The 25,842-nt window shown below is 46.7% G+C and carries 33 protein-coding genes and 1 tRNA gene; 18 read left to right on the top strand and 16 right to left on the bottom strand.

Annotated features, from left to right (window positions below; genetic code table 11):
• The 7 genes from JW727_01655 (at position 1) to JW727_01625 (ending at position 6,155) form a co-directional block, all read left to right on the top strand.
• On the top strand, positions 1 to 243 hold the full coding sequence (locus JW727_01655) for a DNA-directed RNA polymerase subunit H (protein ID MBN2094729.1): 243 nt from the start codon (positions 1 to 3) through the stop codon (positions 241 to 243).
• Positions 240 to 1,718: a DNA-directed RNA polymerase subunit B'' gene (locus JW727_01650; protein ID MBN2094728.1), complete on the top strand. Its 1,479-nt coding sequence runs from the start codon at positions 240 to 242 to the stop codon at positions 1,716 to 1,718. Before JW727_01655 ends, JW727_01650 begins: the two co-directional genes overlap by 4 nt.
• Positions 1,715 to 3,517: a DNA-directed RNA polymerase subunit B gene (rpoB, locus tag JW727_01645; protein ID MBN2094727.1), complete on the top strand. Its 1,803-nt coding sequence runs from the start codon at positions 1,715 to 1,717 to the stop codon at positions 3,515 to 3,517. The genes JW727_01650 and rpoB overlap by 4 nt, the downstream gene beginning before the upstream one ends.
• Before the next feature lie 80 nt (positions 3,518 to 3,597).
• Positions 3,598 to 3,744, top strand: a complete 147-nt coding sequence (locus tag JW727_01640; protein MBN2094726.1) for a hypothetical protein — start codon at positions 3,598 to 3,600, stop codon at positions 3,742 to 3,744.
• A 76-nt stretch (positions 3,745 to 3,820) separates the two neighbouring features.
• Complete coding sequence (locus tag JW727_01635; GenBank protein MBN2094725.1) at positions 3,821 to 3,979, top strand: hypothetical protein; 159 nt, start codon at positions 3,821 to 3,823, stop codon at positions 3,977 to 3,979.
• A complete protein-coding gene (locus JW727_01630) occupies positions 3,949 to 4,962 on the top strand; it encodes an MFS transporter (GenBank protein ID MBN2094724.1) in 1,014 nt (337 codons plus the stop codon). The genes JW727_01635 and JW727_01630 overlap by 31 nt, the downstream gene beginning before the upstream one ends.
• A 23-nt stretch (positions 4,963 to 4,985) precedes the next feature.
• Complete coding sequence (locus tag JW727_01625; protein MBN2094723.1) at positions 4,986 to 6,155, top strand: MFS transporter; 1,170 nt, start codon at positions 4,986 to 4,988, stop codon at positions 6,153 to 6,155.
• Here the strand turns inward: JW727_01625 and JW727_01620 are convergent.
• A complete protein-coding gene (locus JW727_01620; protein MBN2094722.1) occupies positions 6,152 to 6,733 on the bottom strand; it encodes a hypothetical protein in 582 nt (193 codons plus the stop codon). The genes JW727_01625 and JW727_01620 overlap by 4 nt on opposite strands.
• A 34-nt stretch (positions 6,734 to 6,767) precedes the next feature.
• Here JW727_01620 and JW727_01615 point away from each other — a divergent pair, with 34 nt between their 5' ends.
• The gene (locus JW727_01615; GenBank protein MBN2094721.1) at positions 6,768 to 7,397 is read left to right on the top strand and encodes an MBL fold metallo-hydrolase; all 630 of its coding nucleotides are present in this window, start codon (positions 6,768 to 6,770) and stop codon (positions 7,395 to 7,397) included.
• A gap of 20 nt (positions 7,398 to 7,417) precedes the next feature.
• On the opposite strand, the gene JW727_01610 is transcribed toward JW727_01615, so the two are convergent.
• Entirely contained in the window at positions 7,418 to 8,137 is a 720-nt protein-coding gene (locus tag JW727_01610) for a cupin domain-containing protein (GenBank protein MBN2094720.1), read from the bottom strand.
• A 90-nt stretch (positions 8,138 to 8,227) separates the two neighbouring features.
• On the opposite strand from JW727_01610, the gene JW727_01605 reads away from it, so the two are divergent.
• Positions 8,228 to 8,611 carry a hypothetical protein gene (locus tag JW727_01605; protein ID MBN2094719.1) on the top strand — a complete coding sequence of 128 codons (384 nt, stop codon included), beginning with the start codon at positions 8,228 to 8,230 and terminating at the stop codon, positions 8,609 to 8,611.
• Positions 8,612 to 8,625: 14 nt separating this feature from the next.
• On the opposite strand, the gene JW727_01600 is transcribed toward JW727_01605, so the two are convergent.
• The 3 genes from JW727_01600 to JW727_01590 form a co-directional block, all read right to left on the bottom strand.
• On the bottom strand, positions 8,626 to 9,168 hold the full coding sequence (locus tag JW727_01600; GenBank protein MBN2094718.1) for a histidine phosphatase family protein: 543 nt from the start codon (positions 9,166 to 9,168) through the stop codon (positions 8,626 to 8,628).
• Positions 9,168 to 10,319 carry a hydroxymethylglutaryl-CoA reductase, degradative gene (locus tag JW727_01595; GenBank protein MBN2094717.1) on the bottom strand — a complete coding sequence of 384 codons (1,152 nt, stop codon included), beginning with the start codon at positions 10,317 to 10,319 and terminating at the stop codon, positions 9,168 to 9,170. Before JW727_01595 ends, JW727_01600 begins: the two co-directional genes overlap by 1 nt.
• A gap of 103 nt (positions 10,320 to 10,422) precedes the next feature.
• Entirely contained in the window at positions 10,423 to 10,671 is a 249-nt protein-coding gene (locus JW727_01590; protein MBN2094716.1) for a hypothetical protein, read from the bottom strand.
• A gap of 29 nt (positions 10,672 to 10,700) precedes the next feature.
• Between JW727_01590 and JW727_01585 the strand changes: the two genes are divergently transcribed.
• A complete protein-coding gene (locus tag JW727_01585) occupies positions 10,701 to 10,946 on the top strand; it encodes a hypothetical protein (GenBank protein MBN2094715.1) in 246 nt (81 codons plus the stop codon).
• A 26-nt stretch (positions 10,947 to 10,972) separates the two neighbouring features.
• Here the strand turns inward: JW727_01585 and JW727_01580 are convergent, their stop codons facing one another.
• Positions 10,973 to 11,614 carry an HD domain-containing protein gene (locus JW727_01580; GenBank protein ID MBN2094714.1) on the bottom strand — a complete coding sequence of 214 codons (642 nt, stop codon included), beginning with the start codon at positions 11,612 to 11,614 and terminating at the stop codon, positions 10,973 to 10,975.
• An 87-nt stretch (positions 11,615 to 11,701) separates the two neighbouring features.
• A tRNA-Val gene (locus JW727_01575) sits at positions 11,702 to 11,940 on the bottom strand.
• A 75-nt stretch (positions 11,941 to 12,015) separates the two neighbouring features.
• Between JW727_01575 and JW727_01570 the strand changes: the two genes are divergently transcribed.
• Positions 12,016 to 12,435: a hypothetical protein gene (locus JW727_01570; GenBank protein MBN2094713.1), complete on the top strand. Its 420-nt coding sequence runs from the start codon at positions 12,016 to 12,018 to the stop codon at positions 12,433 to 12,435.
• On the opposite strand, the gene pcm is transcribed toward JW727_01570, so the two are convergent.
• Positions 12,404 to 13,036 (bottom strand): protein-L-isoaspartate O-methyltransferase, encoded by a 633-nt coding sequence (pcm, locus tag JW727_01565; GenBank protein ID MBN2094712.1) that lies wholly within the window; start codon positions 13,034 to 13,036, stop codon positions 12,404 to 12,406. The genes JW727_01570 and pcm overlap by 32 nt on opposite strands.
• Positions 13,037 to 13,121: 85 nt before the next feature.
• Here pcm and JW727_01560 point away from each other — a divergent pair, with 85 nt between their 5' ends.
• Positions 13,122 to 13,262, top strand: a complete 141-nt coding sequence (locus JW727_01560; protein MBN2094711.1) for a hypothetical protein — start codon at positions 13,122 to 13,124, stop codon at positions 13,260 to 13,262.
• Positions 13,252 to 14,094, top strand: coding sequence for a site-specific DNA-methyltransferase (locus tag JW727_01555; GenBank protein ID MBN2094710.1), 843 nt, complete (start codon positions 13,252 to 13,254; stop codon positions 14,092 to 14,094). Before JW727_01560 ends, JW727_01555 begins: the two co-directional genes overlap by 11 nt.
• On the opposite strand, the gene JW727_01550 is transcribed toward JW727_01555, so the two are convergent.
• The 3 genes from JW727_01550 to ftsZ are packed head-to-tail and all read right to left on the bottom strand — an operon-like array spanning position 14,086 to position 16,463.
• Complete coding sequence (locus tag JW727_01550; protein ID MBN2094709.1) at positions 14,086 to 15,102, bottom strand: hypothetical protein; 1,017 nt, start codon at positions 15,100 to 15,102, stop codon at positions 14,086 to 14,088. The two genes, JW727_01555 and JW727_01550, sit on opposite strands and share 9 nt — an antisense overlap.
• A gap of 50 nt (positions 15,103 to 15,152) precedes the next feature.
• Positions 15,153 to 15,380 (bottom strand): NifU family protein, encoded by a 228-nt coding sequence (locus JW727_01545; protein MBN2094708.1) that lies wholly within the window; start codon positions 15,378 to 15,380, stop codon positions 15,153 to 15,155.
• Entirely contained in the window at positions 15,381 to 16,463 is a 1,083-nt protein-coding gene (gene ftsZ, locus JW727_01540) for a cell division protein FtsZ (GenBank protein MBN2094707.1), read from the bottom strand. It abuts the gene before it with no gap.
• 84 nt (positions 16,464 to 16,547) lie between these two features.
• Here ftsZ and JW727_01535 point away from each other — a divergent pair, with 84 nt between their 5' ends.
• Both JW727_01535 and JW727_01530 read left to right on the top strand, forming a co-directional pair.
• Positions 16,548 to 18,527: a hypothetical protein gene (locus tag JW727_01535; GenBank protein ID MBN2094706.1), complete on the top strand. Its 1,980-nt coding sequence runs from the start codon at positions 16,548 to 16,550 to the stop codon at positions 18,525 to 18,527.
• 46 nt (positions 18,528 to 18,573) lie between these two features.
• Entirely contained in the window at positions 18,574 to 19,446 is an 873-nt protein-coding gene (locus tag JW727_01530; protein ID MBN2094705.1) for a MarR family transcriptional regulator, read from the top strand.
• A 10-nt stretch (positions 19,447 to 19,456) separates the two neighbouring features.
• Here the strand turns inward: JW727_01530 and JW727_01525 are convergent, their stop codons facing one another.
• Positions 19,457 to 19,741 carry a hypothetical protein gene (locus JW727_01525; GenBank protein ID MBN2094704.1) on the bottom strand — a complete coding sequence of 95 codons (285 nt, stop codon included), beginning with the start codon at positions 19,739 to 19,741 and terminating at the stop codon, positions 19,457 to 19,459.
• Positions 19,742 to 19,763: 22 nt separating this feature from the next.
• A complete protein-coding gene (locus tag JW727_01520) occupies positions 19,764 to 20,042 on the bottom strand; it encodes a 50S ribosomal protein L44e (GenBank protein MBN2094703.1) in 279 nt (92 codons plus the stop codon).
• A gap of 25 nt (positions 20,043 to 20,067) precedes the next feature.
• Between JW727_01520 and JW727_01515 the strand changes: the two genes are divergently transcribed.
• Positions 20,068 to 20,439, top strand: coding sequence for a hypothetical protein (locus JW727_01515; GenBank protein ID MBN2094702.1), 372 nt, complete (start codon positions 20,068 to 20,070; stop codon positions 20,437 to 20,439).
• Between the two features lie 29 nt (positions 20,440 to 20,468).
• Here JW727_01515 and JW727_01510 read toward each other — a convergent pair whose 3' ends face one another.
• On the bottom strand, positions 20,469 to 21,125 hold the full coding sequence (locus JW727_01510; GenBank protein ID MBN2094701.1) for a hypothetical protein: 657 nt from the start codon (positions 21,123 to 21,125) through the stop codon (positions 20,469 to 20,471).
• A 48-nt stretch (positions 21,126 to 21,173) separates the two neighbouring features.
• A complete protein-coding gene (locus JW727_01505) occupies positions 21,174 to 22,430 on the bottom strand; it encodes an ATP-binding protein (GenBank protein ID MBN2094700.1) in 1,257 nt (418 codons plus the stop codon).
• 44 nt (positions 22,431 to 22,474) lie between these two features.
• On the opposite strand from JW727_01505, the gene JW727_01500 reads away from it, so the two are divergent.
• Entirely contained in the window at positions 22,475 to 23,101 is a 627-nt protein-coding gene (locus JW727_01500) for a methyltransferase domain-containing protein (protein ID MBN2094699.1), read from the top strand.
• A 270-nt stretch (positions 23,102 to 23,371) separates the two neighbouring features.
• Here JW727_01500 and JW727_01495 read toward each other — a convergent pair whose 3' ends face one another.
• Positions 23,372 to 24,409 carry a type 2 isopentenyl-diphosphate Delta-isomerase gene (locus JW727_01495; GenBank protein MBN2094698.1) on the bottom strand — a complete coding sequence of 346 codons (1,038 nt, stop codon included), beginning with the start codon at positions 24,407 to 24,409 and terminating at the stop codon, positions 23,372 to 23,374.
• Positions 24,410 to 24,448: 39 nt separating this feature from the next.
• On the opposite strand from JW727_01495, the gene JW727_01490 reads away from it, so the two are divergent.
• Positions 24,449 to 25,807 (top strand): cation:proton antiporter, encoded by a 1,359-nt coding sequence (locus JW727_01490; protein ID MBN2094697.1) that lies wholly within the window; start codon positions 24,449 to 24,451, stop codon positions 25,805 to 25,807.
• Positions 25,808 to 25,842 lie beyond the last annotated feature (35 nt).

The following is a 25,842-nucleotide window of genomic DNA, read 5'->3' as shown; positions in this document are numbered from 1 at the left end:
ATGGTAAAAAAAGAAATTCCGGTTAACGAGCATTTTCTGGTTCCTGAGCACAGGAAACTCACTGAGGAGGAAAAGCAGGCAATTTTTGAGAAGTTCAGCGCGACCGAGAAAAACATGCCTAAAATCAGCGTTAAAGACCCCGCAATCAGGGTTTTTGACCCAAAAGTAGGGGATTTATTTGAAATAAGGAGGAATGTCCTTGATGATGAGGGCACTTACCTTTATTACAGGGTGGCCGTATGAACGATAAGATGCTTTTTGAGGGTTTCAGGCACGTTATTGAAAATGAGCTCTCAGACATCGCCGTAAAGCACCACTTAAGGTCATACAACCAGTTTGTTACTGGCGGAATCCAGCAGATTATCGACTCTATTGGCCAGATTCCTCTTGAAGACAACTTAAAGCTTGTTTTGTGGAAAGTATCCTTTGGAGAGCCGGTCATAAAGGAGGCGGACGGCTATGAGAGAAAGATTACCCCTATGGAGGCGATAATCCGAAACCTCAACTACTCCTGCCCTCTTTATGTAACGACTGTTTTGGTCGCAAATGAAATCCCACAGGAGCCGGAAAAAATCAAGCTTTGCGACTTTCCAATAATGGTCAAGTCGTCACTTGACCCCATTTCCAAGCTCACTCCTGAAGAATTGGTCGAAATCGGCGAAGACCCTCAGGACCCTGGCGGCTACTTTATAATCAACGGAACAGAAAAGGTCATTATCGGCGTCGAGGAGGTTGCAAATAACCGGCTTGTAGCAACAAAGGAGAAAAAGAACGAGATGGCAAGGATTAACTCCGAAAAGGACCAGTACATCCAGAGGCACATGATTGAAAGAAAAGACAAAATCCTCTACATGAACTTTTCAAACCTCAGAAACGTGCCGCTTATTGTTGTAATAAGGGCGCTGGGGCTCGAAACCGACCAGCAGATAATCCAGAGTCTGGCAGTGGCCCCCAAGATGGAGGATGAAGTCCTTACAAACATCTACGAGTTCGAGGAGGTAAAGTCCAGGGAAGACGCGCTTACGTTCCTTCAGAAGTTCGTCAAAGGCATGGGAAAGGAAACCCCCGAGGAGAGGGTCCAGAACCTTCTTAACAACTTCTTGCTCCACCACCTTGGAACCGAGCCAAAAGACCAGCAGATAAAGGCAAAATATTTGGCTCATGTCGCAAGGCGGCTCATAAAAATTGGCATGGAAAGCCAGAGGGGCGATGACATAGACCACCTTGCAAACAAGAGAATCCGGCTTTCCGGCTACTTTATGGACGTTTTGCTGAGGTCTCTTTTCCTTGGAAAGAATGGGCTTTCAAGCAGGGTAAGGTACAATTACCAGCGGCTTACCAAGAGAAAGAAATACCCTGTAATCCAGGCATTGTTCGAGTCAAACTACATCACAAGGAGGATTGTTTCGTCCCTGGCCACCGGACAGTGGGTCGGAGGAAGGGCTGGAGTCGCTCAGCGGCTTGACAGGGTAAATTATGTGCGCCGGCTTTCAAACATGAGGGCTGTTATTTCAATGCTTTCATCATCACAGGAGCACCCGGAGGCGCGTGAGCTTCATGGAACCCACTGGGCAAAATACTGCACCCAGGAAACCCCTGAAGGAGTCAAAATCGGGCTTAGAAAGCACCTTGCGTGCATGGTTACAATTTCAGAAGGGCTCAGTAAAGAAGAAAAAGAGACATTAATGAATGCCGTTCTTGAGAGGGTTGAAAAATGACAACTGTTTATTTTGAAGGGCGGCTCGTAGGCGAGACGACAAAAGCAAAGACTTTTGTAAAGGAGCTTAAGGAGCTCAGGAGAAAAGGGCTTGTTGCAAACGAGATGAATATTGTCCATCTGGATGATATTGATGAGATAAGGGTGAACATTGACGAGAGCCGGCTTAGGAGGCCGCTTATAATTGTCAGGAAGGGCGCGCCTCTTTTGACCGAGGAACACATAAAGAGCATACTCGCCGGGGAAATTGTTTTGGACGACCTTGTAAGGGAAGGTGTTATCGAGTACCTTGACGCAGAGGAGGAGGAAAATGCCTATATTGCGCTTACTATGGAGGATTTGAACGAGGAGCACACGCACCTTGAGTTTAACCCTATGGTCGTCCTGGGAATTTCTGCTTCCATGGTGCCTTTCACGCAGCACAATCGTGCAGACCGTGTAAACTACGGCGCTAAGATGATGGGGCAGTCTCTTGGTCTTTACTCAAGAAATTACCTGCTTCGTCCCGACACTAAGGCGTACCTTCTTGTTTACCCTCAGCACCCGATTGCAGACACAATTACCTTTAGGTCAAAGCTTCTTGAAAAGCACCCCCAGGGCCAGAATGTTGTTATTGCCATAATGCCGTTCAAGGGATACAACATGGAGGATGCGGTAATCCTGAACAAGGCCTCCGTCGAGAGGGGAATATTCAGGTCGGTGTTCTTCAGGACTTACGTTACCGCAGAAAAGAAATACTGGGGCATAGAAAGCGACCAGATTTGCATCCCCGACGAGGGAGTCAAGAACTTCCGGTCAAAGGCGGAGTACAAGCACCTTGGCGAGGATGGCATTGCCTCTCCTGAAACAGAGGTTGAGGGCGGGGCGGTTATTGTCGGAAAGGTTTCCCCACTTAGGTTTTACGGCCCTATGGAGAGTTTCCTTCTTGAGGCGGAAAACAGGAGAGACACCTCAACAACAGTAAAGTTCGGCGAGCGCGGAATCGTCGATAGGGTTTTTGTCACCCAGACTGACAGCGGAGACCGGCTCGTAAAGTCGGTTGTAAGGGAGACAAGAATCCCTGAAATCGGCGACAAGTTTGCTTCCCGTTACGGGCAGAAGGGTGTCGTCGGGGCGATTATCCCTGAAGAGGACATGCCATTTACGGCCGAAGGGATTGTGCCCGATGTTATTGTCAACCCGCTGGGTATTCCTTCCCGTATGACTATCGGCCAGCTTCTTGAGCTTATGTATGGAAAAGCAGGAGCGCTTTCGGGCCAGGTAATGGATGGAAGCCCGTTCAATGAAGCCCCTGAAGAGGGGGTAATTAAGGTTCTTCAGGGAGCCGGCTTTGACCCGACTGGAGTTGAGGAACTATATAATGGTGAAACTGGAGAGAAGATGCACGCCAAAGTCCTTATCGGCCCGTGCTATTACCAACGGCTTTACCACATGGTTACAGACAAGTATTTCATGAGGGCGAGAGGCCCTACAACCATCCTCACGAGGCAGCCGACAGAAGGAAAGGCAAGGGAAGGCGGCCTCAGGTTTGGTGAGATGGAAAAAGATTGCCTTCTTGCTCACGGAGCGGCGCTTGCGCTTAAGGAAAGGTTCTCTTCTGACGAAACCGAGATACCCGTATGCAGGAAGTGCGGGACAGTTGCAATCGAAAACAAGCCAAAAGGAATCATTCAGTGCCCTCTTTGCGGAAAGCCAGACCACATCCTGAGGGTAAAGATGAGCTACGCTTTCAAGCTCGTCATGGATGAGATGATGTCCATGGGAATCTACCCCAAGCTTAAGGTCGAAGAGGAATTGTAGAATTCCTGCATATTTCAGCGCTTTTTTAGGCAAATGCCGATTCAGTTTTTAGGGAATATCTTCTGGCGCAAGATTTATTTATGAGAAGGGACTTAACACAGGGCTCTTTTGGGCTTTCCGCTGCCATAGAAACCGGGCCAGTATATGATTCTGGATGCAATCTGGTGCTTAGGTGCCAGAATGTTGGAATGGCAGGGGCAAGATATCCCACATACGTGCCCAGATAGATTCTTTGAATGCTTTTTTTGGCTTTTTGGTTCTCTAATGGGCTTTTGGCCAGGCATTTTTTCTCGCAGGTAATTTATGGAAGGCGACTTCAGGAAACTTTTGTTCTGGAATGTTCTTGCTTCTATCCCGGCTGGGCTTGTTTCTGTACTTCTTCCGCTCTACCTGGCAGAGCTTGGGATTGATTATTCGGGAATGGGTTTTATATTCGGGCAGGGGCAATATTTGGCCTCATAATAAATTATCTGGTCGGGGCTCACTCGGATTTTGTCGGCAGGAAGCCATATATAGCACTTTCTTCGGTAATAGAATTGGCCTATTATACAATCCTGGTATTTGCTTCAAAGGTCTGGCATTTTGTCTTTGCATCATTTGCAAACTCTGCAGGGGCAGCCCTCTCCTCGTCTTCCACTCAGTCTTACCTTTCAGACAAGCTGCCTAAAAAACGGAGGGGCCATTACATGGGCCTTTGGAGCGGCATTTCCGGCTCTTTCTACGCACTGGGAATCTTTTCCTCAGGGTTTTTGCTTGCCTACCTAAGCTACCGGAATATTTTCTTTGCGTGTGCCCTCCTTTCAGTCATCGGCTTTTTCCTGTCACTTAAGCTTTCAGAGAAAAAAACAAGGAGGAAGGCCCAGACAGGATTTTTGGACAATATTTCCAATCTTAGGGAGATACCTTTTGAGGTAAAGTTTATGTTCTTGCTTCAGTTTATTGGGATGACTTCTACCTATGTCCTGACCGTGTTTGGCTACCCTCTCCTCTACAAGAGCCTTGGCGCAAGCGTGAGCTTGGTGGGTGTTTTCATAGGCATCGCCTGGGCAGTAAATTACGGTTCCCAGATTGTATTTGGAAAGGTTGCCGATTCCAATGACCCGCGCAGGATATTTATCCGGTCGCTGCTTATCATCGTTCCTATTAATCTTGTGCTGGTTTTTGTGAATAACCTCTACCTTGTTTTTTTGCTGATGGTAATTCAGTCAGGTTTTTTTGGGTTTTATAACGTGTCCATTATGAGGATGCAGTTTGACTCGGTCGGAAGAAATAATGGGCGTGACATGGCATTCATATCAAATGCTTATTACCTTGCAACAATTGCTGGCTCATTTATTGCTGGCATCATAATGTCCAATTTTGGCTTTTCGGGCATCTTCATATTCAGGGTTATTGGGTTTTTCTCCTGCATGATTATGGCGGCATATTATCTGCAACGGGGCTGATTTCTTTTCTTGATTGGCATATTATGGCAAATGGCGATTTCCAAAAGTTTCTTGTCTGGGGGATTGTGCTTTCTATTCCAGCGGGAATCGCTTCGGTAACTTTTCCGCTTTATCTTCAGGGGCTTGGGATAAGCTACGCGGAGATTGGCGCCATCTTTGCAATCGGTCCGGTTCTGGGGCTTGTTCTCAATTATTTTGTGGGCACCCATTCGGATGCGGTTGGGCGGAAGGCGTACCTCGTACTTTCCTCGGTGCTCTTTTCGGCATATTTTATTGCAATTGCCTTTTTCACTAAATCCTGGGAGTTTACAATTGCGTCTCTCCTCTGGTCGTCATACCTTGCGATATCAAGTGCGTCTTCTGGGGCATACCTGTCGGACATCATGCCGAAAAACAAGCGTGGGCAGCTTGCTGGCCGTTACAATGGGATTGCTGGCATGGCCGTAGTCGCTGCTATGGCTTTGGGGGGTGTTCTTCTGCTATGGCTTGGCTACCGAAACCTTTTTCTTGTCTGCGCCCTTTTTGGCATGTTTTCTGTTCTCTTGGCGATGGGCTTTAGGGAAACGGTTAAGAAGCCCAAACCGAAATCCGGTGGCAGGCCTTCAGGCATCTCGAAGGCCTTTGACTTTGGAAGTATTCCCTGGAAAATAAAGTTCCTCTTCCTGGTGCTTCTTATCTCGAACATTGCAGGGCAGACCATTACTGCTTTTGGCTTTCCGCTTTATTTCAAGCATCTTGGAGCTGATGCAGGGCTTATCGGATTTTTGATTGGCTTTATGTGGTGCGGCTATTACCTATCCCAGCTCTTTTTTGGAAAATTTGCTGACCGATTCCACCCCGGGCTTTTATACGCTTCCACGTTTGCTTTGATAATTCCGGTCAATGTATTTTTGGTATTTAATCAAAGCCCATTCGCTGCGGCAGGTGTTCTCTTTCTTCAGGCAGCAGCATTTGGGCTTGGCTCCACTGCCGTCACGAAGATGATTTTCGATTCTGCTGGAAAGAATAATGGCCGTGACATTGCCTTCGTCACCAATAATGCATTTATCGCCAGTGTAATAGGCTCGTTTTCAGGAGGGCTTATCATGGAGCATCTGGGATTTTCCTGGATATTTGCTGTCAGGGTGGTGCTGTTTATCATATGCGCCCTCCTGATGATATGCTTTGCCAGGAAGTTTCAAAAGTCTGCTTAGGACGGCCTTCCTGTGATAACTACTATGCCTCTTTCCCTGGCAGGAGGCGGAGAGTTTTCTTTTTGCATCGCTTTGATTAATCTGTCAAGCGGCACAAGGTATACCTGCTTATGCCCCCAATATGGGTCAACCAATTCAGCAAAGCATTGGCGCCCTTTCTTTTTCAGCCCGGATATAAGGCAGTCATGCCCTCCACTAGTTCCGTAAATAGGCATATTTGAAAACTCTGCCCACAAGTCATAATCTTTGTCGAGGGCTTGCCTTATGAACTCTTCAGGGTTTTCAATCTGCGATATTTTGAATCCCCTGGCAGAAAGTGGAATTCTATTCTTCCTGAAGAATTCATTTATCTTCCTGGCGCTTTTGACGGTCTCGTTTATGTCTGACTTCTTTGACCGGACTTTCAGCTTTTCAGAAAAAGCATCTTTGTTTTTAGGGCCTATATACAGCCCCAGCTCTTTAGCAATTTTCTCCTGAGTGAATCGAGTGAATCCTCTTTTGAAAAGAATCATCTGAAGGCATGCAGCAGAGCAGCAGTCCGGCTTTTGGATAAGGGGGATGTATTTCCTGTTTTCCATGATAAACTTACCTAGATTTTAGGCAAGTAATTTAATGAACATTCCGGGTGGCATATTCCAGTTTGGGGGATTTGGCTCTTCAAGCAATGTCTACTTGATTGAGGGAGAGCTTTTGGTGGATACCGGAACTAAAAGCGACTTTCCGGCAATACTCGAGCAGATGAAAATGCAGGGAATAAGCCCTGGCAAGGTGAAGCGAGTTGTCTGCACTCACGGCCACTTTGACCACATTGGAGGAACTGAATGGTTCAGCCAAAACACAAAGGCCCTAATATGTGTCCATGAGTTTGATGCAGAGAAGCTAAAGTCTGGAATCGGCTCATGCGCAGATTTATTTGGAAGCCCCCCCATAAAGCTAGAGCCGGACATGCTGCTGGAAGAAGGAATAGAGATAAAAACTCCTTCCTACCGGTTTAGGGTTTTGCATACTCCAGGCCACACAAGAGGGAGCATCTGCCTTTACGAAAAAAACAAGAGAATTTTAATTTCCGGAGACACGCTTTTTTCTGACGGATTTGGAAGAACAGACCTTCCAAGCGGAAACATAGACGAGCTTAAGGCATCCCTGAAAAAGCTTGCGCAGCTTGATGTGGATGCATTGCTTCCAGGGCACGGCCCGCCAAGGCGAGGCATGCCTATGTTTTCAGCTAGCATGTTTGACTAGCGGCATAACTGTAGTGCCGTTTACTCTTCAGGCACAATTTTGTATTGGTCTGCGTACCAGGCAGGCGCATTTGCAACTGCGACTTTTAGACCCCTGCATTCTAGGGAGTAGGGCTTTCCTTTTTCAAAGAAGAATGCGTCACCTGCTTTCATCGGGTATTCCTTTCCTTCGTAGTGAACTTTTGCCTGCCCTTCAAGCACGTAATAAATCTGGCTGCAGGCGGTGTTTGTAGCGAAGCCCTTGTCGGGGTACCTTCCCTCCATATCGGCAGTTGCAAATCCCAGGTCTTTTGATGGAAAGTAGTGCTCATGGACTGTGCAGTTTGGCCCATTTTTTATTTCAACTGCGTTGGATTTTTTGACCAGATTTTGGGATTTTCCAGGCAGGAAGTTTCCTGGTGAGGATTCCAACTTAGACTGCTCAGGAAACCATGCGGGGGCAGTGACCAGTATCAGCGTCATGTTTCGGGCATCCACTGAGCAGGGGTTGCCTTTTTCAAAGAAAAACAAGTCTCCCTGCTCTAATCCGGATTCTTTACCCCCATAACTTACATGGGCATTTCCATCCAACACAAAATAGACTTCGTCGCACTTAGAATTTACTATTTGATTCTGCTCGGGGTACCTGCCGTCCATATAGGCGGTTGCGAATCCCAGGTCTTTATACGGAAATTCATATTCCCACACAGTATGTCTTTCTCCGGCCTTTTTTGGAACTGACTCTTCCTTTCTTATCAGCATAAGTTTAGAGAACAAAATAACCTATTTTGGCAGACTTAGACAATTGACTTATAGCAGAGTACTTAAAGCTAATATAAATCGTTAATGTTTATGATTGTTACAGAATTAAAACCCTTTGACACAATCACAGATGAGCTTGGAAAAGATGATAGGATTTGTGTGGTGTCCTGCAACACATGCGCCAGAAAATGCGAAACTGGGGGAAAAGAAGGGATGGAAGCAATTTCCTTCAAGCTTCAGCAGGAGGGCTACAATATTGTATGCCAGGCGCTCGTAGGAATGCCCTGTGGAATAAAGCACCTTGGAGAAGTGATGCTTGGCGGAGATGTCGCGGTTGTTCTTGGCTGCGACGCAAGCATTCATGCGCTTAGGAAACTATATCCTGATATAAAGATTATCCCCGCACTGAATACTGTTGGCCTTGGCTCCTGGGATGAGGACGGGCATGTAAACATTGTCAAAAGGTTTAAATGACCGTTTTGCTTTAATCAGTCTGAAAGGACATATTTCCATCCGGGCTTCCAGTCTTTTTTCCTTCTCCAATCTTCACTGAGTGCCTCTTTCCAGCTCTTTTTGTTTATCAGGACTTCAAGGGCAAGCTGCGGCCCCTGGTGGGAAACAATCGCGATTTTCTTTCCAGGATAATTTGTTTTCAGAACTCCCAAAAACTCTGAAACCCTTTTTTCAACGTCCTTGTAGCTTTCACCCCCGGGAAATTTGGCATCTATAAAGTCAGCAAGCTTTTCGCTGAAAGCAGAAAACTCTGTTCCGGTAAGATTGCCATAATTAACCTCTCTCAGCCGCCTGTCAGGGATTACTTGGTATTTTTTTCCAAAAGCAATTTCGGCAGAATCAATGGCCCTTTTGAGGTCCGAGCAGAAAACTAAATCAAACTTTTCAGCTATTGCTTTTTCCAGGTCTTCGGACTGCCTTTTGCCGAGTTCAGACAATTCCCCACCGTTCCAGCCCGTAGCAAGCCCCGCTTCATTGTCGGTTGTTGTTCCGTGGGCAAAGAAGGTCAGTTCAGTCATTATTTTGGCTTCCCTTCAAGAAACTTACGGTGAATCTTCATGTGCCCCTTCTGTATTCCAACAGAAACTATGGCGGAAGTTGCCGCAAAGTTATTGGAAAGGCCGACTGACGCGCATATTGCGCCAAGCTCTTCTGCCTTTTTAATTCCAAGTATCTTTAGAGCAAGCCGCCCCTTCTTTGTCCCTGTCGCGCCGCCCACGGTTCCAATGACAAGGGGCACTTCTATTTTTCCGTTAATGTAATTTCCGTCAAGCCACCAGTCGGTTATGGCGGTATATTTTCCGTTTCTTGCGGCGTAGCTATGAACTCCCGCCTCAACGGCCCTAAAGTCATTTCCGGTTGCAAGAACTACGGCATCTATTCCATTCATTGCCCCCTTGTTATGTGTTGAGCCCCGGTAAACGTCCACCTTTGCAAGGGCCGTTGCCTGGACAATTCTTTTTGCAACCTCTTCGCCCGGAAAATCCTCTATTGCGAGCTTTTCGATTGGGATTTTGCAGCACATTTTCACAACGCGCCTTGGCGCAAAGTTTGACACAATTTTCAGGTTGGGCCTTCCTCCCGAAAGCTCCGACAGATAAGGCGCGATTTCCTCAAGCATAGTGTTTATGATGTTTGCCCCCATCGCGTCAAGCGTGTCGACGGTTAGGTATGCAACAAGGTGCTTTCCTTTTTCGGTCTCAACTGTTTTTACCTCCAGGTCTTTTGCCCCTCCGCCCCTTTCAAAAATGAAAGCATTTGTCCGGTTAGCATCTCTCAGGATTTCCTGCTTTTTCCGGGAAATGTTCCTTATTGCTTCTTCCAGCTCCGGGATATCAATCAGCTGCACAATACCGACGGTTTTTGATTCCAGGTAGCCGCCGGTAAACCCGCCCCCCTGCCGCGCAAGCTTTGCCCCTCTCGAAGCAGCAGCGACAACTGAGGGCTCTTCAGTTTCCATGGGGACAAGAATGTCCCTTCCGTTTACAAGGAAGTTTGTCGCAATCTTGAATGGCCCGATATTGTTTTCAAGCTCCGAGTAGTCGGGGAGCTTTCTGTAAGTTTCCAGGATTTTGAGGTCTTCGCTGTCAAGCCCCGAAAACTTCTCAACTACCCTTATCTTTTCCTCAAGCGGCATCCGGCTGAATCCGCTTATTGCTGAAGTGCGCATTATGTTACTTGTAAGAATCCTATATCTTTTTTTCTGTATTTGGCTGATCCTCTAAGAGCCCTAGGGCAACCCCTGGCGCTTTAAACCTGCCAAAACCTTAAAATTACTCCTTAAGCCCGTAATGCTTGAATTCCCTCGGGTCTTTTCCGTCGATGGTTATCCTGTAAGACATGCACGTTCCGACAATCTGCCGGATTTTGGCTTCAAGCGTATTTCCTGGCATTTCCCTGTTCTTTGCAATCTCCTTTATCTTCTCGAAAGGGATATTTCCCATTATGTTCTGTGGAGTCTCTTTACTTGCAAGTTTTTGAAGCTTTGCTTCCTTTTTCACCAATTCTGAAACCGTTGCCATTATATAGCTTTAATTTTTTAAAATACTTTATGAGAATTGTTGAGAGTAAGGAGGGAAAGGTAGTCCTCGAGACCGACGAATCTGCAACCATTCTGAACCTTCTCGTCGAGAGGATTTGGGAGCAGAAAGGCGTAGAAAGGGCCGCTTACGGCACAAAGCACCCTTTTTTGGGAAAAGCGGAGATGTTGGTTGAAGGCAAAAACAATAAAAAGGCGATAGAGGATGCCTGCGACTCGATAATAAAGGACTGTGACAAGCTTTTGAAGCAGATTTAGGTCTCCGGCAAGCATTTTGGTGGGTTTTATAGTTCTCCATTGAGTTCTTTTTCCATCCTGTCGAGAAATTCCCTGACGAATTTTTCCCTTTCTTCTGCGAGTTCCTTTCCTTTTTTGGTGTGCATTTTTCGCTTCAGCCTCAGTATCTTCCAGTATATATGGTCTACCGTATAGTTTTCCATCGGCCGGTCCTGTTTGAGAAATGGGTCCTCTGGGTTATACTCAGGCCAGTTGTTCGAGCCGCCGAAGGCAAAGCCGCGTGCCAGGCCAATCGCTCCGATTGCATCCAGCTTGTCAGCGTCCTGCAGTATTTGCGCCTCCTTTCTCTCGGCAGTGCTTCTCCAGGAATGGTTTTCGATTGCGTACAGTATTGGCCCCCAGTATTCTTTGGGGTAGTCCACCTTTTCAAGTACTTTTTTTGCGACGTCTACTGAGAATTTTGAGTGGTGGGTCTTTCCGTCTTCGCATGTTCTGCCAAGGTCATGCATCAATATCGCCGGCTTGAGTATTGCCATGTCTGCGCCTTCCTCTTTTCCAATCTCCAGGCCAAGCTTCAGCACCCGTTTTATGTGCTCGAAATGGTGGGCCGCTCTCGGGCAGGAAACCATAATCTTTTCCGATTCTTCGGCAATTTGTGAGATTTTTTTGTCAAGCTCTTTTTGGTCCATAACTCAGTTGAATTTATCAAAAATTTAAGAAAAATGGGCCGCCGTCAGGCCCCCTCAAGAAAACAGTTCCAAAATATTTTGAATATATGGGCCCGCCCAGATTTTCATTTTTATTGTGTGAAGCACGAATCTGCTTCTTTTTGGTCATGGAGCTTTTTCTTGCAAGAAAAAGCTTCATTTGAACTGGGGATCTTCTCCATTTTGAGCCATGCGCGGAAATTATCCCTGCGAAGCAGGAATTCGGTTTCTTTTGCGCCTGGGGCTTTTCTTTGAAAAGAAAAGCTTCATGTCAAGGAGACGTCTTAACCGAGCTGGACTACGAGCCCATAAGTAGATTGGAAAATAATCTTTTTAGCTGTTTTAATTGGTTGTGTGTGGTATATATATTTGGTTTTTAAGTTATGGTTACGGAACTTTGGATGCTTGTTTTGGGCACGTCAGGGCTTTCGCTTTTGACTTTGCTTATACAGAAACGCCTGGTAGACCTTGATCTCGTCAGGTCAATAAAAGCAGACATCAAGAAGCTTGAAAAGGAGATAAAAGAAACAAAGTCCGAGGAAAAGAAATTGTCAAAGCTTTCAAAGCAGATAGATCTTCAAAAGAAGATGCTTGGTCTGACTATGAAGCCAATGATGCTTTCCTCGCTTCCTGTGCTCCTTGCAGTGGTGTTTTTGTCCAGCGCTTTTGAGGCGCTTGTAGTCACCCTGCCTGTCGCTTTGCCGTTTATTGGGGCGCAAATCGGCTGGTTTGGGGTCTTCATAATGGTCTCAGTACTTTCGACGCTTGTTTTCAGGAAGTTTTTGGGGCTTGACTTTTACTGATTAAGGGCACAAAAACAAACCCCGGGTATTCTTCCCGGAGAAAGCAATTTTCTTCCTTTTTTGTAATCCTTAAGATACTGTTTTTCACAGGTATCACCATCACTCCCCCGATTTTAAGCTGGTCTTTCAGGGAGCCGGGCACATTAGGCGCGGAAGCGGAAACTAGAATTTTGTCGAAAGGCGCTTTTTCCTTAATCCCCGCTGTGCCGTCTCCAAGGTGGAACTTCAGGATTCCCTTTTTGGCAAAGCCGTATTTGGCTGCGTTTTTCTCGCCAAAATCCTTGATTTTCGGGAGTATTTCGATGGCATAGACTTTTCCGCTTTTGCCAACGATTTCAGACAAAAGCGCGGCAGTCCATCCGGAACCCGACCCGACATCCAGAATCCTGTCCCCAGCACCAGGCGCCAGAAGCTCGAACATAAATGCGACTGTCAGGGGCTGTGAGATGGTCTGGCCTTCCCCGATTGGAAGCGGGGCATTTAGCGGCGACAAATGCTTAATCTCGGGCGGCAGAAAATCCTCCCGCCTTATTTTGCGAAAGGCATCGATTATCCGGGGCGTCCGCAGGCACCCGGAGCTTACAAGAGTGCTGACCAGCATAAATCACTCTTCTCCGGGGAAGTATATAATCATTTGGCTTTTGAACAAGGGTCAAGCTTTTATATATGAACTCATATATATTTATATGGTACGAAAAACGGTTGCCCTAAGCATAGATGGCTTGGTTTATGACAAGTACCAGGATTATTGCAAAGCCAATTGCTTGATTTTATCCAGAAAAATCGAGGAGTTTATGAGAAAGGAGTTGAGTGAAAATGGCTGTTAAAACTAACCTTCTGGGGGGTTTGGAGCTTGGAAAAGTGCATTGTATGGATTGTGTCGAAGGTATGAAGCTTCTCCCCAAGAATTCCGTTGACCTTGTGGTAACTTCGCCGCCGTATGATGGTGTGAGGGTTTACAAAGGGAACCTGACTTTTGACTTGCACGCGACAGGGGAGCAGATTTATCGCGTGCTTAAGGAGGGGGGAGTTGCAGTAATGGTTATTCAGGACCAGACGAAGGATTTTGGAAAATCCCTCACAACTTTTAAGACCGTGCTGGACTGGTGCGACAACCTTGGCTTTAAGCTCTTTGAGTGCCTGATTTACCGGAAGCATGGCGTTGAAGGTGCATGGTGGAAACAAAGATTTAGGGTTGACCATGAGTACATGCCTGTTTTTCTGAAGGGAAAAAAGCCACAGTACTTTGACAAGGAGCCAATTAAGATTCCTTCCAAGCACGGCGGAAAGGTAATGAAGGGAAGCGGCAACAGGAGAACGGATGGCACTACAACCTGCACAGTGAAGCGCCCAATAAATGGGATGAAATGCCCTGGCACAGTGTGGGAATATCTTATGGCTGGCGACAAGAATCCCCTGAAGCGCCAACACCCTGCGGTTTTTCCTGATAAAATTCCGTGTGACTGCATCAAGGTGTTTTGCCCGCCCAAGGGCATTGTTCTGGATCCGTTCATGGGCTGCGGCTCGACGGCTGTTGCGGCAAAGCGGCTTGGGCGGAATTTTTTGGGGTTTGATTCTGTCCAGGAGTATTGCGACCTTGCACACAGGAGGTTGAAGGAAGAATTTGATGACTCCCAGAAAAAGCTGGAGTTAAGGTAGCTTGCTTGGGTTTTCAAGCGTGTATTCTATGTTCTGACCGCTTGTCATCGCCCATGAGAGGGGCTCTTTTTCCATGAGCCCTTTAAAGTTCTTTCCATTGACGCTTAGCCCGTCTCTTGAGAAATCTCTTTTTGTGAATTTGTAGAGTGAAAATCCCTCCCAAGTCCAGGCGGATTCCTTGAAGTTCCATCCCGTGTATTTGGAGAGCAGTTGAATGAATTTTATTATCCTCTCTACCGCTTCTTTGGAGAGGTTGGCGGTTTTGTCTTCAAGCTCTATGTTGAAGGGACTTCCATCTTTCAAGGATATTCTCATACGGTCGCCTCGCTCATTGTGTACGCTGAGGTTATCCCTCTCCCTGAAAAATTTATCCATTTCCTGCATCAGTGCGTGAACAGTGCATTTTTCGTTCATAAATACTGTTTTCAGGGGGCTTTCAGGTTCGTCTGCTCTTAGGTATGCTAACCAGTTAAGCACGTTTTCAGGATACTTGAATAGTACGTTGAAGGTTCCGTCCGTAAACAATAGGGGTGCGGTTGCAGTTTCAGGCACACTTATCTTAAATCTGTGGCCCAATATTCCTAGGAGCATGTGGATTGTGCCAAGCGGGTACTTCACTCTAAAATCATGCAAGCCATCATAGTTTCTCAAGTTGTTTGGTTGTATGCAGTTTCTGAAATTGTCCCAATTGACAGGGCATTCCCTCTTGTTAAAGCGCACCATATGGTGGCCAAAGCTTCGGATATATTTTCTGAATATTTCCATATCCAAATATATGCAATCTTTTGCAGAGGTTCCATTTTCTAGGAGCATTATTTTTCCGTCGTAGAAGCCCTTGATTTTCCAGTCCAGAAAGTCAGACATCAGGAGCCCGCACAGCAGCCCATCACTGTCAGGGCTTAGGACACAGCTATGCCCATTTTCCACGATCCAGGGGTAATCTGTAATCAGTTTGTCATAATCTATCTTCTCATTTCGACCTGACAGAAGCTCCTGTATTTTTGACATGCTTAGATATGTCTGATTTTGTTTAATAGGCGTCGGATAGATAATTCCTTTCAATATGGGCTGTTCTGGAAGTAGACCTTGCTTATCTTTGGGTCTTCCATCAATTTCTTTTCAATGAACTCGGTTGCGGTAATCCTTGAGAAAGGAGAATATGAGCAGGCACCCTTAAGCGCAATTTTGATGACACCAACGTTTTCATCAAAGTGGAGTAACTCTAAATCACTTCCATTTTCGACTAGTACTTCTCTTATTTCCTGGATTTTATTTTCGAGTTCCATTTATTCCACCACATCAACACCAAGGGTGTTTTCGATTTCCCTCTTCTTGGTCTGGCGAATAACCTCTTTTTCCTCAAATCTGTCGAGCGTCTTGACCCCAGTTACTATTACAAGCGTGTTTACCGCTTCTCCAAGGGACTTGTCAACGACAGCCCCCCATATTACCTTTGCATTGGGGTCCAGGACTGAGGACACTCTTTCAACAATTTCCTGGCATTCCTTAATTGTAATGCTCGAGCCGCCGCATATGTTTATCAATGCGCCTCTGGCACCTTCAACGTCAACATCAAGAAGAGGATTGTTTATGGCCCTTTCAACGGCCTCTATTGCCCGGTTTTCGGTGTCGGAGCTTCCCAGGCCAATCATGGCAAGCCCGCCGTCAGTCATGACCGCTTTTACATCTGCAAAGTCAAGGTTTACGAGACCTGGCTGCATTATGAGGTCGGTAACCCCCCTTACGGCGTTAACCAGAATTTCGTCTGCAATCTTGAATGCGGTCGTAATAGAAACTTCAGGGACAATCTCAAGGAGCTTGTCGTTAGGGATAATTATAAGGGTATCTACGTGCTTTTGGAGCTTGCTTAGGCCTCCAAGGGCATTATTCATCCTGTGCCGGCCTTCCATGGTAAAGGGCATTGTGACAACGCCCACGGTCAGGGCTCCAAGCTTCTTTGCGGTTTCAGCCACCACAGGCGCCGAGCCGGTTCCGGTTCCGCCGCCAAGCCCGCAGGTGACAAAAACCATGTCTGCGCCGGTAAGCGCCTTTTTGATGTCTTCGCGGCTTTCTTTTGCCGCTTCCTCGCCCACAAGAGGGTCGGCTCCTGCGCCAAGGCCTCTCGTAAGGACTTTTCCTATAAGGATCTTTTTGTCAGCTTTGCTGTAGAGAAGCTGCTGAGCGTCAGTATTAATTGCAATTACTTCGACCTTTGGGGCTCCGCTTTCGACAAGCCGGGTTGCAGTGTTGTTTCCTGCCCCGCCAGCGCCAACCACCTTGATCCTTGCTTTCCGCTGCTCAAGTATTGTCTCAAGGTCGGTTTCTTCCTGCGTTTTTTTGATAACTGTGTCGTTCTTCTTGGCAACCATAATACCTATATGTAAACATATTTATATTCTTCTGGGCGGCTGGAAATTATATTCTCTAGTATTAAATCCTCTTTAATATTATTTATGGATTCTGCGACCCTCCCAGATGACATGGAGAGATTGAAGGAGCGGCTGAAGCTCAATTTTTTTCAGATTGAAAAGCGCCTTGCTGAAGGCGATATCCGGCTGGATGGCATCGAAAAGGAGATAAAAGCCCTCAAGGGCATAAAGAAAACGCTCGAGAAAATAGAAAAAGGGGCTTCTGGAAGCTACAGCACGCCTGCAGAGGTAGCGCAGCTTGAGAAGTCAATCTGCTCACTCAAGGATGAGCTTTCAAGAAACTGGTCCTCTCTTAGCAAGCTAGAGAAAGACCTATCTTCAAAGGAGAAGGCCAGTAAGGCAGAGGGCAACCTGCAAGGAGAAATCGAAGTGTTGAAAGATGAAATTTCCAAAAACAAGTCGGGCATGGCGGCTCTTGAAAAAAAACTTCTGGAGAAGGTTAAGGAAAGTAAGGGCGTGCAGGAAGCAGGCCAGCTGGATTCTGAGCCAATAAAAAAGGAACTCGGTGAAATGAGGTTAGAGCTTTCAAAAGTCCATCCTGCTTTGGATGACTTTGAAAAAAAGCTTTCTGAAAAGGAAAAGCTTTCCGGGGAAGTTGTTTCCCTTAAAAAAGAGCTTGGAGGGCTTAAGGATGAGCTCTCCCAGAACCGCTTGGCTCTTGACGGCTTCGAAAAAAAGCTCCAGGAAAAAGCTGTGGCTGGGTCCGTTCCTGAAATTGATGTGCTCAGAAAGGAAATCGATGCCCTAAAGTCAGAACTCTCCAAAGGCAAGGCCTCTCTTGAAAAAGCTGTAGGTAGCTTGCCTGAAAAAGACAAGTTGGATAGGGAGCTTGAAGAGGTAAAGGGTGCAGTCATAGGGCTTAAGGATGAGCTTGCCCACAACCGGTCGGCATTTGAAAAGCTCGAAAAGGAGCTTTTGGAGAAAGATGCCGGAGGGGCGGATGCTGGCAGGATACGGGAGGAGATTAATTCGCTTAGGGCAGGTCTTTTAGAAAGCCGCAAAAAAATGGAACTTTTGGAAAAGGCAGGCATGAAGCCGGAGGATATCGACCTGGATTGGGAGGACCAGCTCAAGCAGATAAGAACTGACATTGAGGAGCTTGAGATGGTTAGAAAGGAGCTTGCCCAGGATAAAGAGCTTTACCGGGAGCTTCGGTCCGCTGTCCTGGCCTCAATTGAAAAGTTTGATGCGCTTGAAAAAGACTTCTCAAAGCACCTTGAAGAGCTTACTGAGCTAGGCAGAAATGTCGAGTCCACACGACAGCTTAATGAGGAGACACTCAAGCAAAACAAGCAGGAGCTAGTGCGGCTTAGCGAGCGGGGGGCGAAGATTGAGCAAGCGCTTGAGGAGGCAAAAGCCAAGGTGGCTAAAGACCTCAAAGATGAGTCAGACTGCATTCAAAAGAACCTTGAGCAAGTCAGGGGCGAGCTTCGGGAGGAAATGAAAGACGAAATAACCCGGCTTGAAGCGGAAAGCCACAAGCTTGAAATTGCAGCTGCCAGCCACAATAAGGCCCTGAGGGAAAACATAAAAGAAGAGGCAGACAAGCTTGAGGACCGCTCGAAGAGAATTGAGAGCTTTCTTGCCGATGCCCTCGAGGAGCTTCACAAAGAAGACAAGCTTCAGAGAGAGCAGCTTGAGGCAGAACTTAAAAATCTGCTTCAGGATAATTTTGCTTCCCAGTCAAAGAAGATTCACATGTTTGGCGAGCAGGTAAACCGGCTCGGAGAGGAATATGCGCGAATAAAGAGAGATGTTGTCGAAAAGACAATCGATGAGGAGATGAATAAGCTTTTGATAATTCTAAATGAGAAGCTAAAGAACCTTACTACAAGGGACGAGTTCGATAAAATCCGGGACGAGCTTCGGCTCAGGATAGAGCAGGTAAGGACTCCTGAACTAAAGCCGCTTGAGGCAAGAATAGTCTGCCTTGAAGACGACCTTTTGGAGCTAAAACGGCTTTTGAGGGGAATTTCCCAGCGTCTGCCTGTAATTGTAGAGTAATGTTTCAGCCCTTTTTGGCTAAATACTTGAATTCTCCCATAATCTTATGGAAAAAGCCCTTGCGCTCGTTGCCCTTCTTTTCGTGCTTTGCCCCGTAATGGGGGCAGGGCCTGCAAAGTACCTGGAGTATGAAGTTTATCTGGATGTCCAGGAAAATAACCGGGTTTATGAGACAGTAAACCTTACCTTCCCTGAAGTGGTGGACTCCTTTAACTATTATCTACTGCACCCAGCGGGAAACCTTACCATCTTATCAGAAGGGCTTGCAATAGACTGCACCGCCAAAAGGGTTTCTCCGGGTATGGAGATAAGCTGCGAAAATATAAGCGTTTCCTCAATTCAGCTATACTATGAGTTTGCAGGGCTTGTAAAGCAGAACGGGCCGTTCTACGTGGTTTCAGACCAGTATGTCTTTTCCACGCCAACAGATGAGTTTTACATCAGAATTATGCTTCCCGAGGGCTATGTGGTGTCTGATGAGGGATTTCTTGAGCAGGAATCTGAATCATATAATCCCACTGACGCGATACAGGGAACCGATGGGCGGCGAATATCCCTTACCTGGAAGCGCGAGCCGAAAATCGGCGAGATTTTTTCCTTTTACGTGAGCTACGAGAACGTTTCTGAAACTAGGGACTACTCTGCTTTGATGTTTTTCCTTATAGGGCTTGCAGTGCTGCTTGTGGTGATGCAGTACCTCAGGAGAAAGCCCACGCTGAAGGAATATGGCCTGAATGAAGACGAAAGAAAGGTTTTGGACGTTCTTTTGAAGGAAAACAGGATTTCCCAGAAGAAAATCGCAAGGGAAACCGGCTTTTCAAAGGCGCACGTCAGCCGGATTGCAAAGAATCTCGAATCCAGGGGGCTTATAGAGAGAAAGCGGATTGGAAGGACTTACGAGGTTGTTTTGAAGGTGTGATTTGGGATACTCACCTGTCGAATTTCTCACGATATCTTCTGAAGTAGGTCAAGGCCGAGTTTTCGGCATAAACAGAATCTCCATCAAACCCGATATAACCAGCACCCTTCAGTCTTCTCAGGTAGCTATCTATTTGGTCATGGCCTTTGCCAGGAAAGCTTTTATAAATGTCTACTCGTGGTATTCCCTTATCGCCATCTATAACTCTGCCAAGTACCTCTCTTGCAAGAGGGTCTCTTAAGAGAGCTGTTGGGTTGTTGTCTGCGGTTAGTTTTCCACCATTACGACCTCCCATATTTCAAACCTCTTTAAGAAAACTATACGAATTCAACCTTCTTGATCCTAAAGCCGGAGCCGATAATGTTCTGCTTTTTGCACTCCTTGCACTCGTACCTTAGGTCCAGTTTTGTAGTGGGTTTTCCCCTTCCCTTGGGGTTCTTCTTTGGAAAGCCGCCGTAACCTACCATTTTTCGAAGGTATCTCCTCTGCCCTATGGCCAGGGTTCGCCTGGGCTTGTTTTTAACTCTCTTTACCTTTTGTTCGGTGTATTTCTTGCATTTTTTGCAGTACCTGCGCTGGACTTTCGGTATTTTCATAAAATACTGAAGCAAAATATAAATTATGAACGAATGGGGGCTTATAGCCCTTTTGGGGCTTTCAAACCTCTTCCTTTTGGCTATTCTCGCCAGCCGGCTCATGAAGGAGCGCGAAATAAGGCAGGATGCTATCGAAAAGAGCAGGGCGGTCCTGGAAGGCAAGTTCCGAGAGCAGCTTGCGCCTGTTTTGCCCGATTTTGGCTATAACCCTACGGATGTCCGTTTTCTTGGCTCTCCTGTGGACTTTGTGGTTTTTGATGGGCTTGCGGAAAACTCGCCGCGGGGCATTGTCCTGCTTGAAGTGAAGTCGGGGGAGGCAAAACTCACTGAAAGGGAAAAGATGGTAAGGGGGCTTGTAAGGGAGGGAAAAGTGCATTATCGCGTCCTGAGGGTTTAGCCCGGCACTGCTCGCTGAAAGTCAACCCGCTATTTCTTTGCCTCATTTAGCCCAATGGTTAAGCTGTTTGCCTTTATGAGGGAGCTTATGCCTTCAAGCTGCGCAGTTCCCTTGCTGTAGGTGATTTTTCCGACAAAGCCGTAGATTTTTGCACCCGTATCGACCTTTGCCTCCATAACCTGCGGCCTTGTGGTACTTATCGTGCCGTCATTAACGTCAATCTGGGTAATCTTGATATCGCTTACTGCTATTTCGTCGAAGCTCTGGCCTTCTATGGAGATTCCCATTTTGCCGTCAAGGCCGAAAAACTCGGTTTCAATCCCGTCGCATGTTCCGAGGATTTTTCCTTCATTGAAGTCTATGTCCCCCTTGAAGCCGTTGATTGTGAGGAGGCCCTTCAGCGTAAGATTTTTGCCGTCGGTCAGGATTTCATAGCTTTTGCTCGAGTCCAGATAAAGCGTCGTCGGGAGAAGCGTGTTTATTTTTGGGACTTCTTTTGCGCTCATAGAGAAAGCGACATTGTCCTCGAACTCAAGCTGCTTTTCAAAAAAGGAGCCGGCAATGTCATCTATTGAGGAAAAGCTTCTGCCAAAGCTTGTCCCAAAGTCGGGTGAAAAGAGAGGTATTGCCCCAATGCCAAGTATCACCAAGAGTATCATTATTGTGGCAGGAATCTTCCAGTCCATAAACTAGCTGGTATTTATAATATAGTTAGTATTGCTTGTAATTGCCCTCTAGAGCGCAACAGGGCTTTCTCCGCCGTGCCAGGACTGCCTTGGCCGGACCCTTATCTTGTACATCCTCTCTGAGTTATCGTCAAGGATCAGCGCAACCCCCTTTAGTTTAGGGAGTTCGTCAAGGTATTTTTCAATCGAGTAGAGCATGTAGGTCTGCATTATTGCTTTTAGCGCGTCAATGTCTCTTTGGGAGGTAAGCCGGTGGGAAATAACAACATCTGCCTGGGCAAGCACATCGGGGTGAAGCTTGTCGGGCATCTGGGTGATGAACAACTGGGAGATTCCCGGCTGACGGCCCTGCCTGATGATTGTAAGTATTATGTCGGAAGACGCAGTCGAGCCTTCGGAAGGTATGAAGTTATGCGCCTCGTCAGTCATAAGCCAGCAGAGCGGCACTTTTCTCTTCTTGTCTTCAGAGTCCTCTATTGTCGCAAGCTCTTCCTCCCTTCTTGCAAGAACCCTTGCTTCATAAACTTTTTTCATAAGAAGCCCGACGACAAGACTCTTTACGTTCCAGCCGACTCCGCCGCCAAACATGGAAACATCAAAGATGACAACTTTTCCGGGCTTGAGGAATTCATAGATGTCCATCCCGTCCTGTGAGAAAATTCCCCAGTCGTTTGCGTTAAGGAACATGTTCTCGAGCTTTACCCGGATCTTATCGTCAAACTCTTCTTTTCTTATCTGCTCGACAATGTCAGTTATCGAGTAGCTGCCCTGCATCTTGTTTACGACCCTTGAAAGCAGGATTCCGTCGAGGTCGTTTTCCGCAAGACCGAAGGTATAACACCAGTCGTTTGCGTTGAGGTCATTAGGTCGGAAGGAAAACCCGCCATCGACAATTACGCCCATTTCCTCGAACTTTTTAACATGGCCGACAGGTACGTACTCGAAGGCCTCGAAGCTTTCGGGCTTCAGCCCCCATTCATAGAGGAGGTCCCTTTGCTTGTGGTTGGGGTAGCGCATTGTCCAGAAGATTCCCTGCGTGTCTATTGAGATGACGCACAGGTTCAGCCGGACTTCGTCAGGAAGCTTTGTCATTTCCTCTGCAAAAATCTGGCTAGTATAGGACTTTCCGGTTCCCCTTTTGCCGACAATGACTACGACGTGTGGCCGAAGGACATCGACCATGATGGGTGTGGTAAGGTGAACTTCAGCTCCGGTGCCTACAATGTTTTTCCCAATAGTAATCGTCCCCTTGGTTCCATACTTCTTAAGGTCTTCCCAGTCTCTGCCGGCAATAATCTCTGGCATAACTGAATCTTTTTCTTTTTAGGAAAAGAAACTCTACCTTCTATATGGAACCAAAAGACCCTGTACCGGATACGATAAAAACTTATGACGGCTACGCCGAAACCTACGATGAAATATATGGTGAGGGCTGGTCGGGGCTTGAAGAGTTCAGGGAGATTATGGACGAGTTTGTGGCGCGCGTTCCCGGAAAAAGAGTTCTTGACATTGGGTGCGGTCCCGGACGGGACGCAAAGTATTTTTCTGAAAAAGGGCTTGATGTAACGGCAATAGAACTGTCGAAAGCATTTCTTGAGATTGCCCGGAAAAATGTGCCCCAGGCCAAGGTTATTTTCATGGACATGAGGCATATGGATTTTCCGGGCAGTTCCTTTGACGGATTATGGGCGACCGCTTCTTTTCTGCACATACCAAAAAACCAGGCAAAATCCACCCTGGAGGGATTTAGCAGAATTCTAAAGTCGGGCGGCCTCATGTTTATTTCAGTAAAGCAGGGAGAGGGAGAAAAGTTCGTAAGGAAGGATTATTACAACGGAAGCGCGAAATTCTTTGCGTTCTACACACGGGAAGAATTTGAAGCGTTGCTAGGTTCAGCGGGATTTAAGGTGGAGAAGGTTTTGGTAAAAAACAAAAACAATGGAACCTGGATCAGCGTTTTTGCGTCTAAGTCCTAGCATTGCATTTTGTTGAAGGATCTTATTGAAAAGTAGCTCTAAGAATAGCCCTCCACTTGCTTTAGTCAAGTATTTACTTTGGCAAAAACCAAAGATATTCTGCATATGGGCTGTAACTTAGGTAAACAATTACCAAGGTCAAAATTGCTAAACCCGCAATGGCCAGTATTAAGTGCTTATTGCTTTTTCCAGGGTATTTCTTGCCAGTTGGTTCCATAATCTGGCTACTGAGATTATATATTTCAAGGGTTTGCCTGAAAGGAGTAGCTACTAAATAATTTCTTTGAGTTTTCCAACCGTCCAGAACTTTGCCTTTCTCAAATCCTTCACGCCGACAGAGTTCGTAAGAAACATTGCGATTTTCAGCTCCTCGATTGTGGCGTCAAGATACTCGTCCAGCGCGTCTTTTCCGGCCATAGCCGCTTTCAGGATTGGCCGTGCAATTGAGACTGCGGATGCGCCAACTGTAAGCGCTTTGGCAGCATCCAGCCCGTTTCTTATGCCGGATGAAGCAATAAGTGGCAGGCCTGTTTTTCTGCATTCCGTCAGGCAGATGGGTGCAGGAATTCCCCAGTTTCTGAAAGTTTCGGCAATTTTCATTTTCCTTTTGGACTTTACGCTTTTTGACCGGTAGTACTCGACCATGACCCAGTTTGTGCCCGATGTTCCCGAAACATCGATTGCTTTTACTCCTGCGTCTTTCAGCTTGAGCGCAACCTCCCCCGATATGCCAAAGCCGACTTCCTTTACGATGACGGGGTAGGACTTTGCAATCTCGCAGATTTTTTCAAGAACGCCGCGCGCATTAAGGTCGCCTTCGGGTTGGGCAATTTCCTGAGGGTAGTTCAGGTGAACTGCCAGGAAATCCGCCCCGATGCTTTCAAAGAGCAGGTCTGTGTCGGGCGCGCAAAGCGCGGGAAGCTGTGGCGCCCCGATATTTCCGATTACAAGCGGCAAATCATAATTTTTAACGACACTGTAGCTTTTGAGAGCATCTTTATCTCCCCTGAGCTTCAAAAGCGGCCTTTGCGAGCCGATGCAAAGCCCGATTTTCCTTTCACACGCGCTTTTTGCAAGCATCTCGTTAAGCCCCCCCGCCTTTTCGATTCCGCCGCTTATGGCGCCAATCAGGATGGGCGCGCCAAGCTTTTTTCCAAGGAACGTTGTTTCGCTTGAAACCTCAACAAAATCAAAGTCAGGAAGTGCGTGGTGCTTCAGGATTATATCGTCCCAGTAATTATATCTATGCTCTACTTCCTCTTCAAGGCAGATTCTTATGTGGTCGTCTTTTCTTGTCTTTATGTCCATAATAGTAGGAAAACCTAAAGTTTACTAAGAAGTATATGAATGGTCGGCGGAGACGCGTATCTTCTCGTTCTAGTAACGCTTAGCTTCCTTGCATTGGTGCTGGGCGCTATCCTGAGGTACTTCAGGCAGCCGTCGGTAATTGCCTACATCCTTACAGGGCTTATCCTTGGGCCTTTTGGGCTTAAGGTAATCACCGACACAGAGGCGGTAACGAGTCTTGGAAACATTGGTGTTGTCTTCCTACTTTTTTTCATAGGGCTCAGCGTTTCTCCTTCAGAGCTTGTGACGCGCTGGAGGATAGCAATACTTGGCACCTTTTTCCAGATTCTCCTGAGCGTTCTGGTGGTCTGGTTTTTCGGGCTTATTCTTGGCTGGCCGATGGGCATGATTATCCTGCTTGGCTTTGTCATAAGCTTGAGCAGCACTGCAGTTGTCGTGAAGATTCTGGAGGCAAGAAAAGAGGTTGACAGCAAAATCGGGCAGGACGTTTTAAGCATATTGATTGTCCAGGACCTGGCGGTAATACCTATGATAATTGTCCTTTCCCTGATGACTGGTGAGGCGGTAAGCAGGGGAATTTTGAGCTTGCAGATTTTCGGGTGCCTTTTTGCGCTTGCATTTGTCCTTTGGATAATGAGAAAGAGGGAAGTGGTTCTGCCTTTCAGCGATAGGTTTAAGGGCGACCCGGAGATGCAGGTTCTTGCTTCAATCGTGTTCAGTTTAGGCATAGCGTCTCTTAGCGAATTTTTTCACCTTTCTGCGGCCCTTGGCGCTTTTGTCGCAGGAATTTTCATCGCTTCGACCAGGGAAACCCGCTGGGTTCAGCAGAGTTTGGAGCCGTTCAAGATTCTGTTTATCGCAATTTTCTTCATGTCCATCGGGCTTCTTATCGACCTGAAGTTTCTTGCCTCAGAGTTTCCTACAGTGGTGATTATGCTCATGCTGGTGTTTTTTACCAACAGTTTCCTTAATGCCCTGATTTTCAAGTGGAGCGGTGAGTCCTGGCGCACGAGCTTGTACGGCGGCTCTCTTCTTGCGCAGATTGGGGAATTCAGTTTTGTCCTGGCAGCAATTGGGCTTGGAAACCAGCTCATTACCCAGAGCAGCTATCAGCTCGTAATTCAGGTTATCGCAATTTCTCTTATTATAGGGCCTTTCTGGATAAAATTCTTTGAGTACTTCATAGACGAGTCTGAGGTGCTGATAAGGGAAAGCCGCAGGATTGCTTTTGCGCCAAAGAATTACCGATATTCTCCAAAACAAGCAGGCCCATATGACGCTCTTTTCGAGGCGGGAAAGAGGATCTCATATGCAATCTTTGATGAGTCAGGAAACCTTGTTGACGGGGACAAAAACAATGGCCCGTTACATAGAGAGAAATACAGAAAAAGGTCTTAATTTGAATTTGCTTGGAAAAACCAAAGAAAAATGCT

It is taken from the genome of Candidatus Aenigmatarchaeota archaeon (assembly GCA_016932615.1).
Classification (GTDB): domain Archaea; phylum Aenigmatarchaeota; class Aenigmatarchaeia; order QMZS01; family QMZS01; genus JAFGCN01.
Note: the sequence above shows the minus strand (reverse complement) of the source record. Positions and strands in the feature narration are given on the sequence as shown.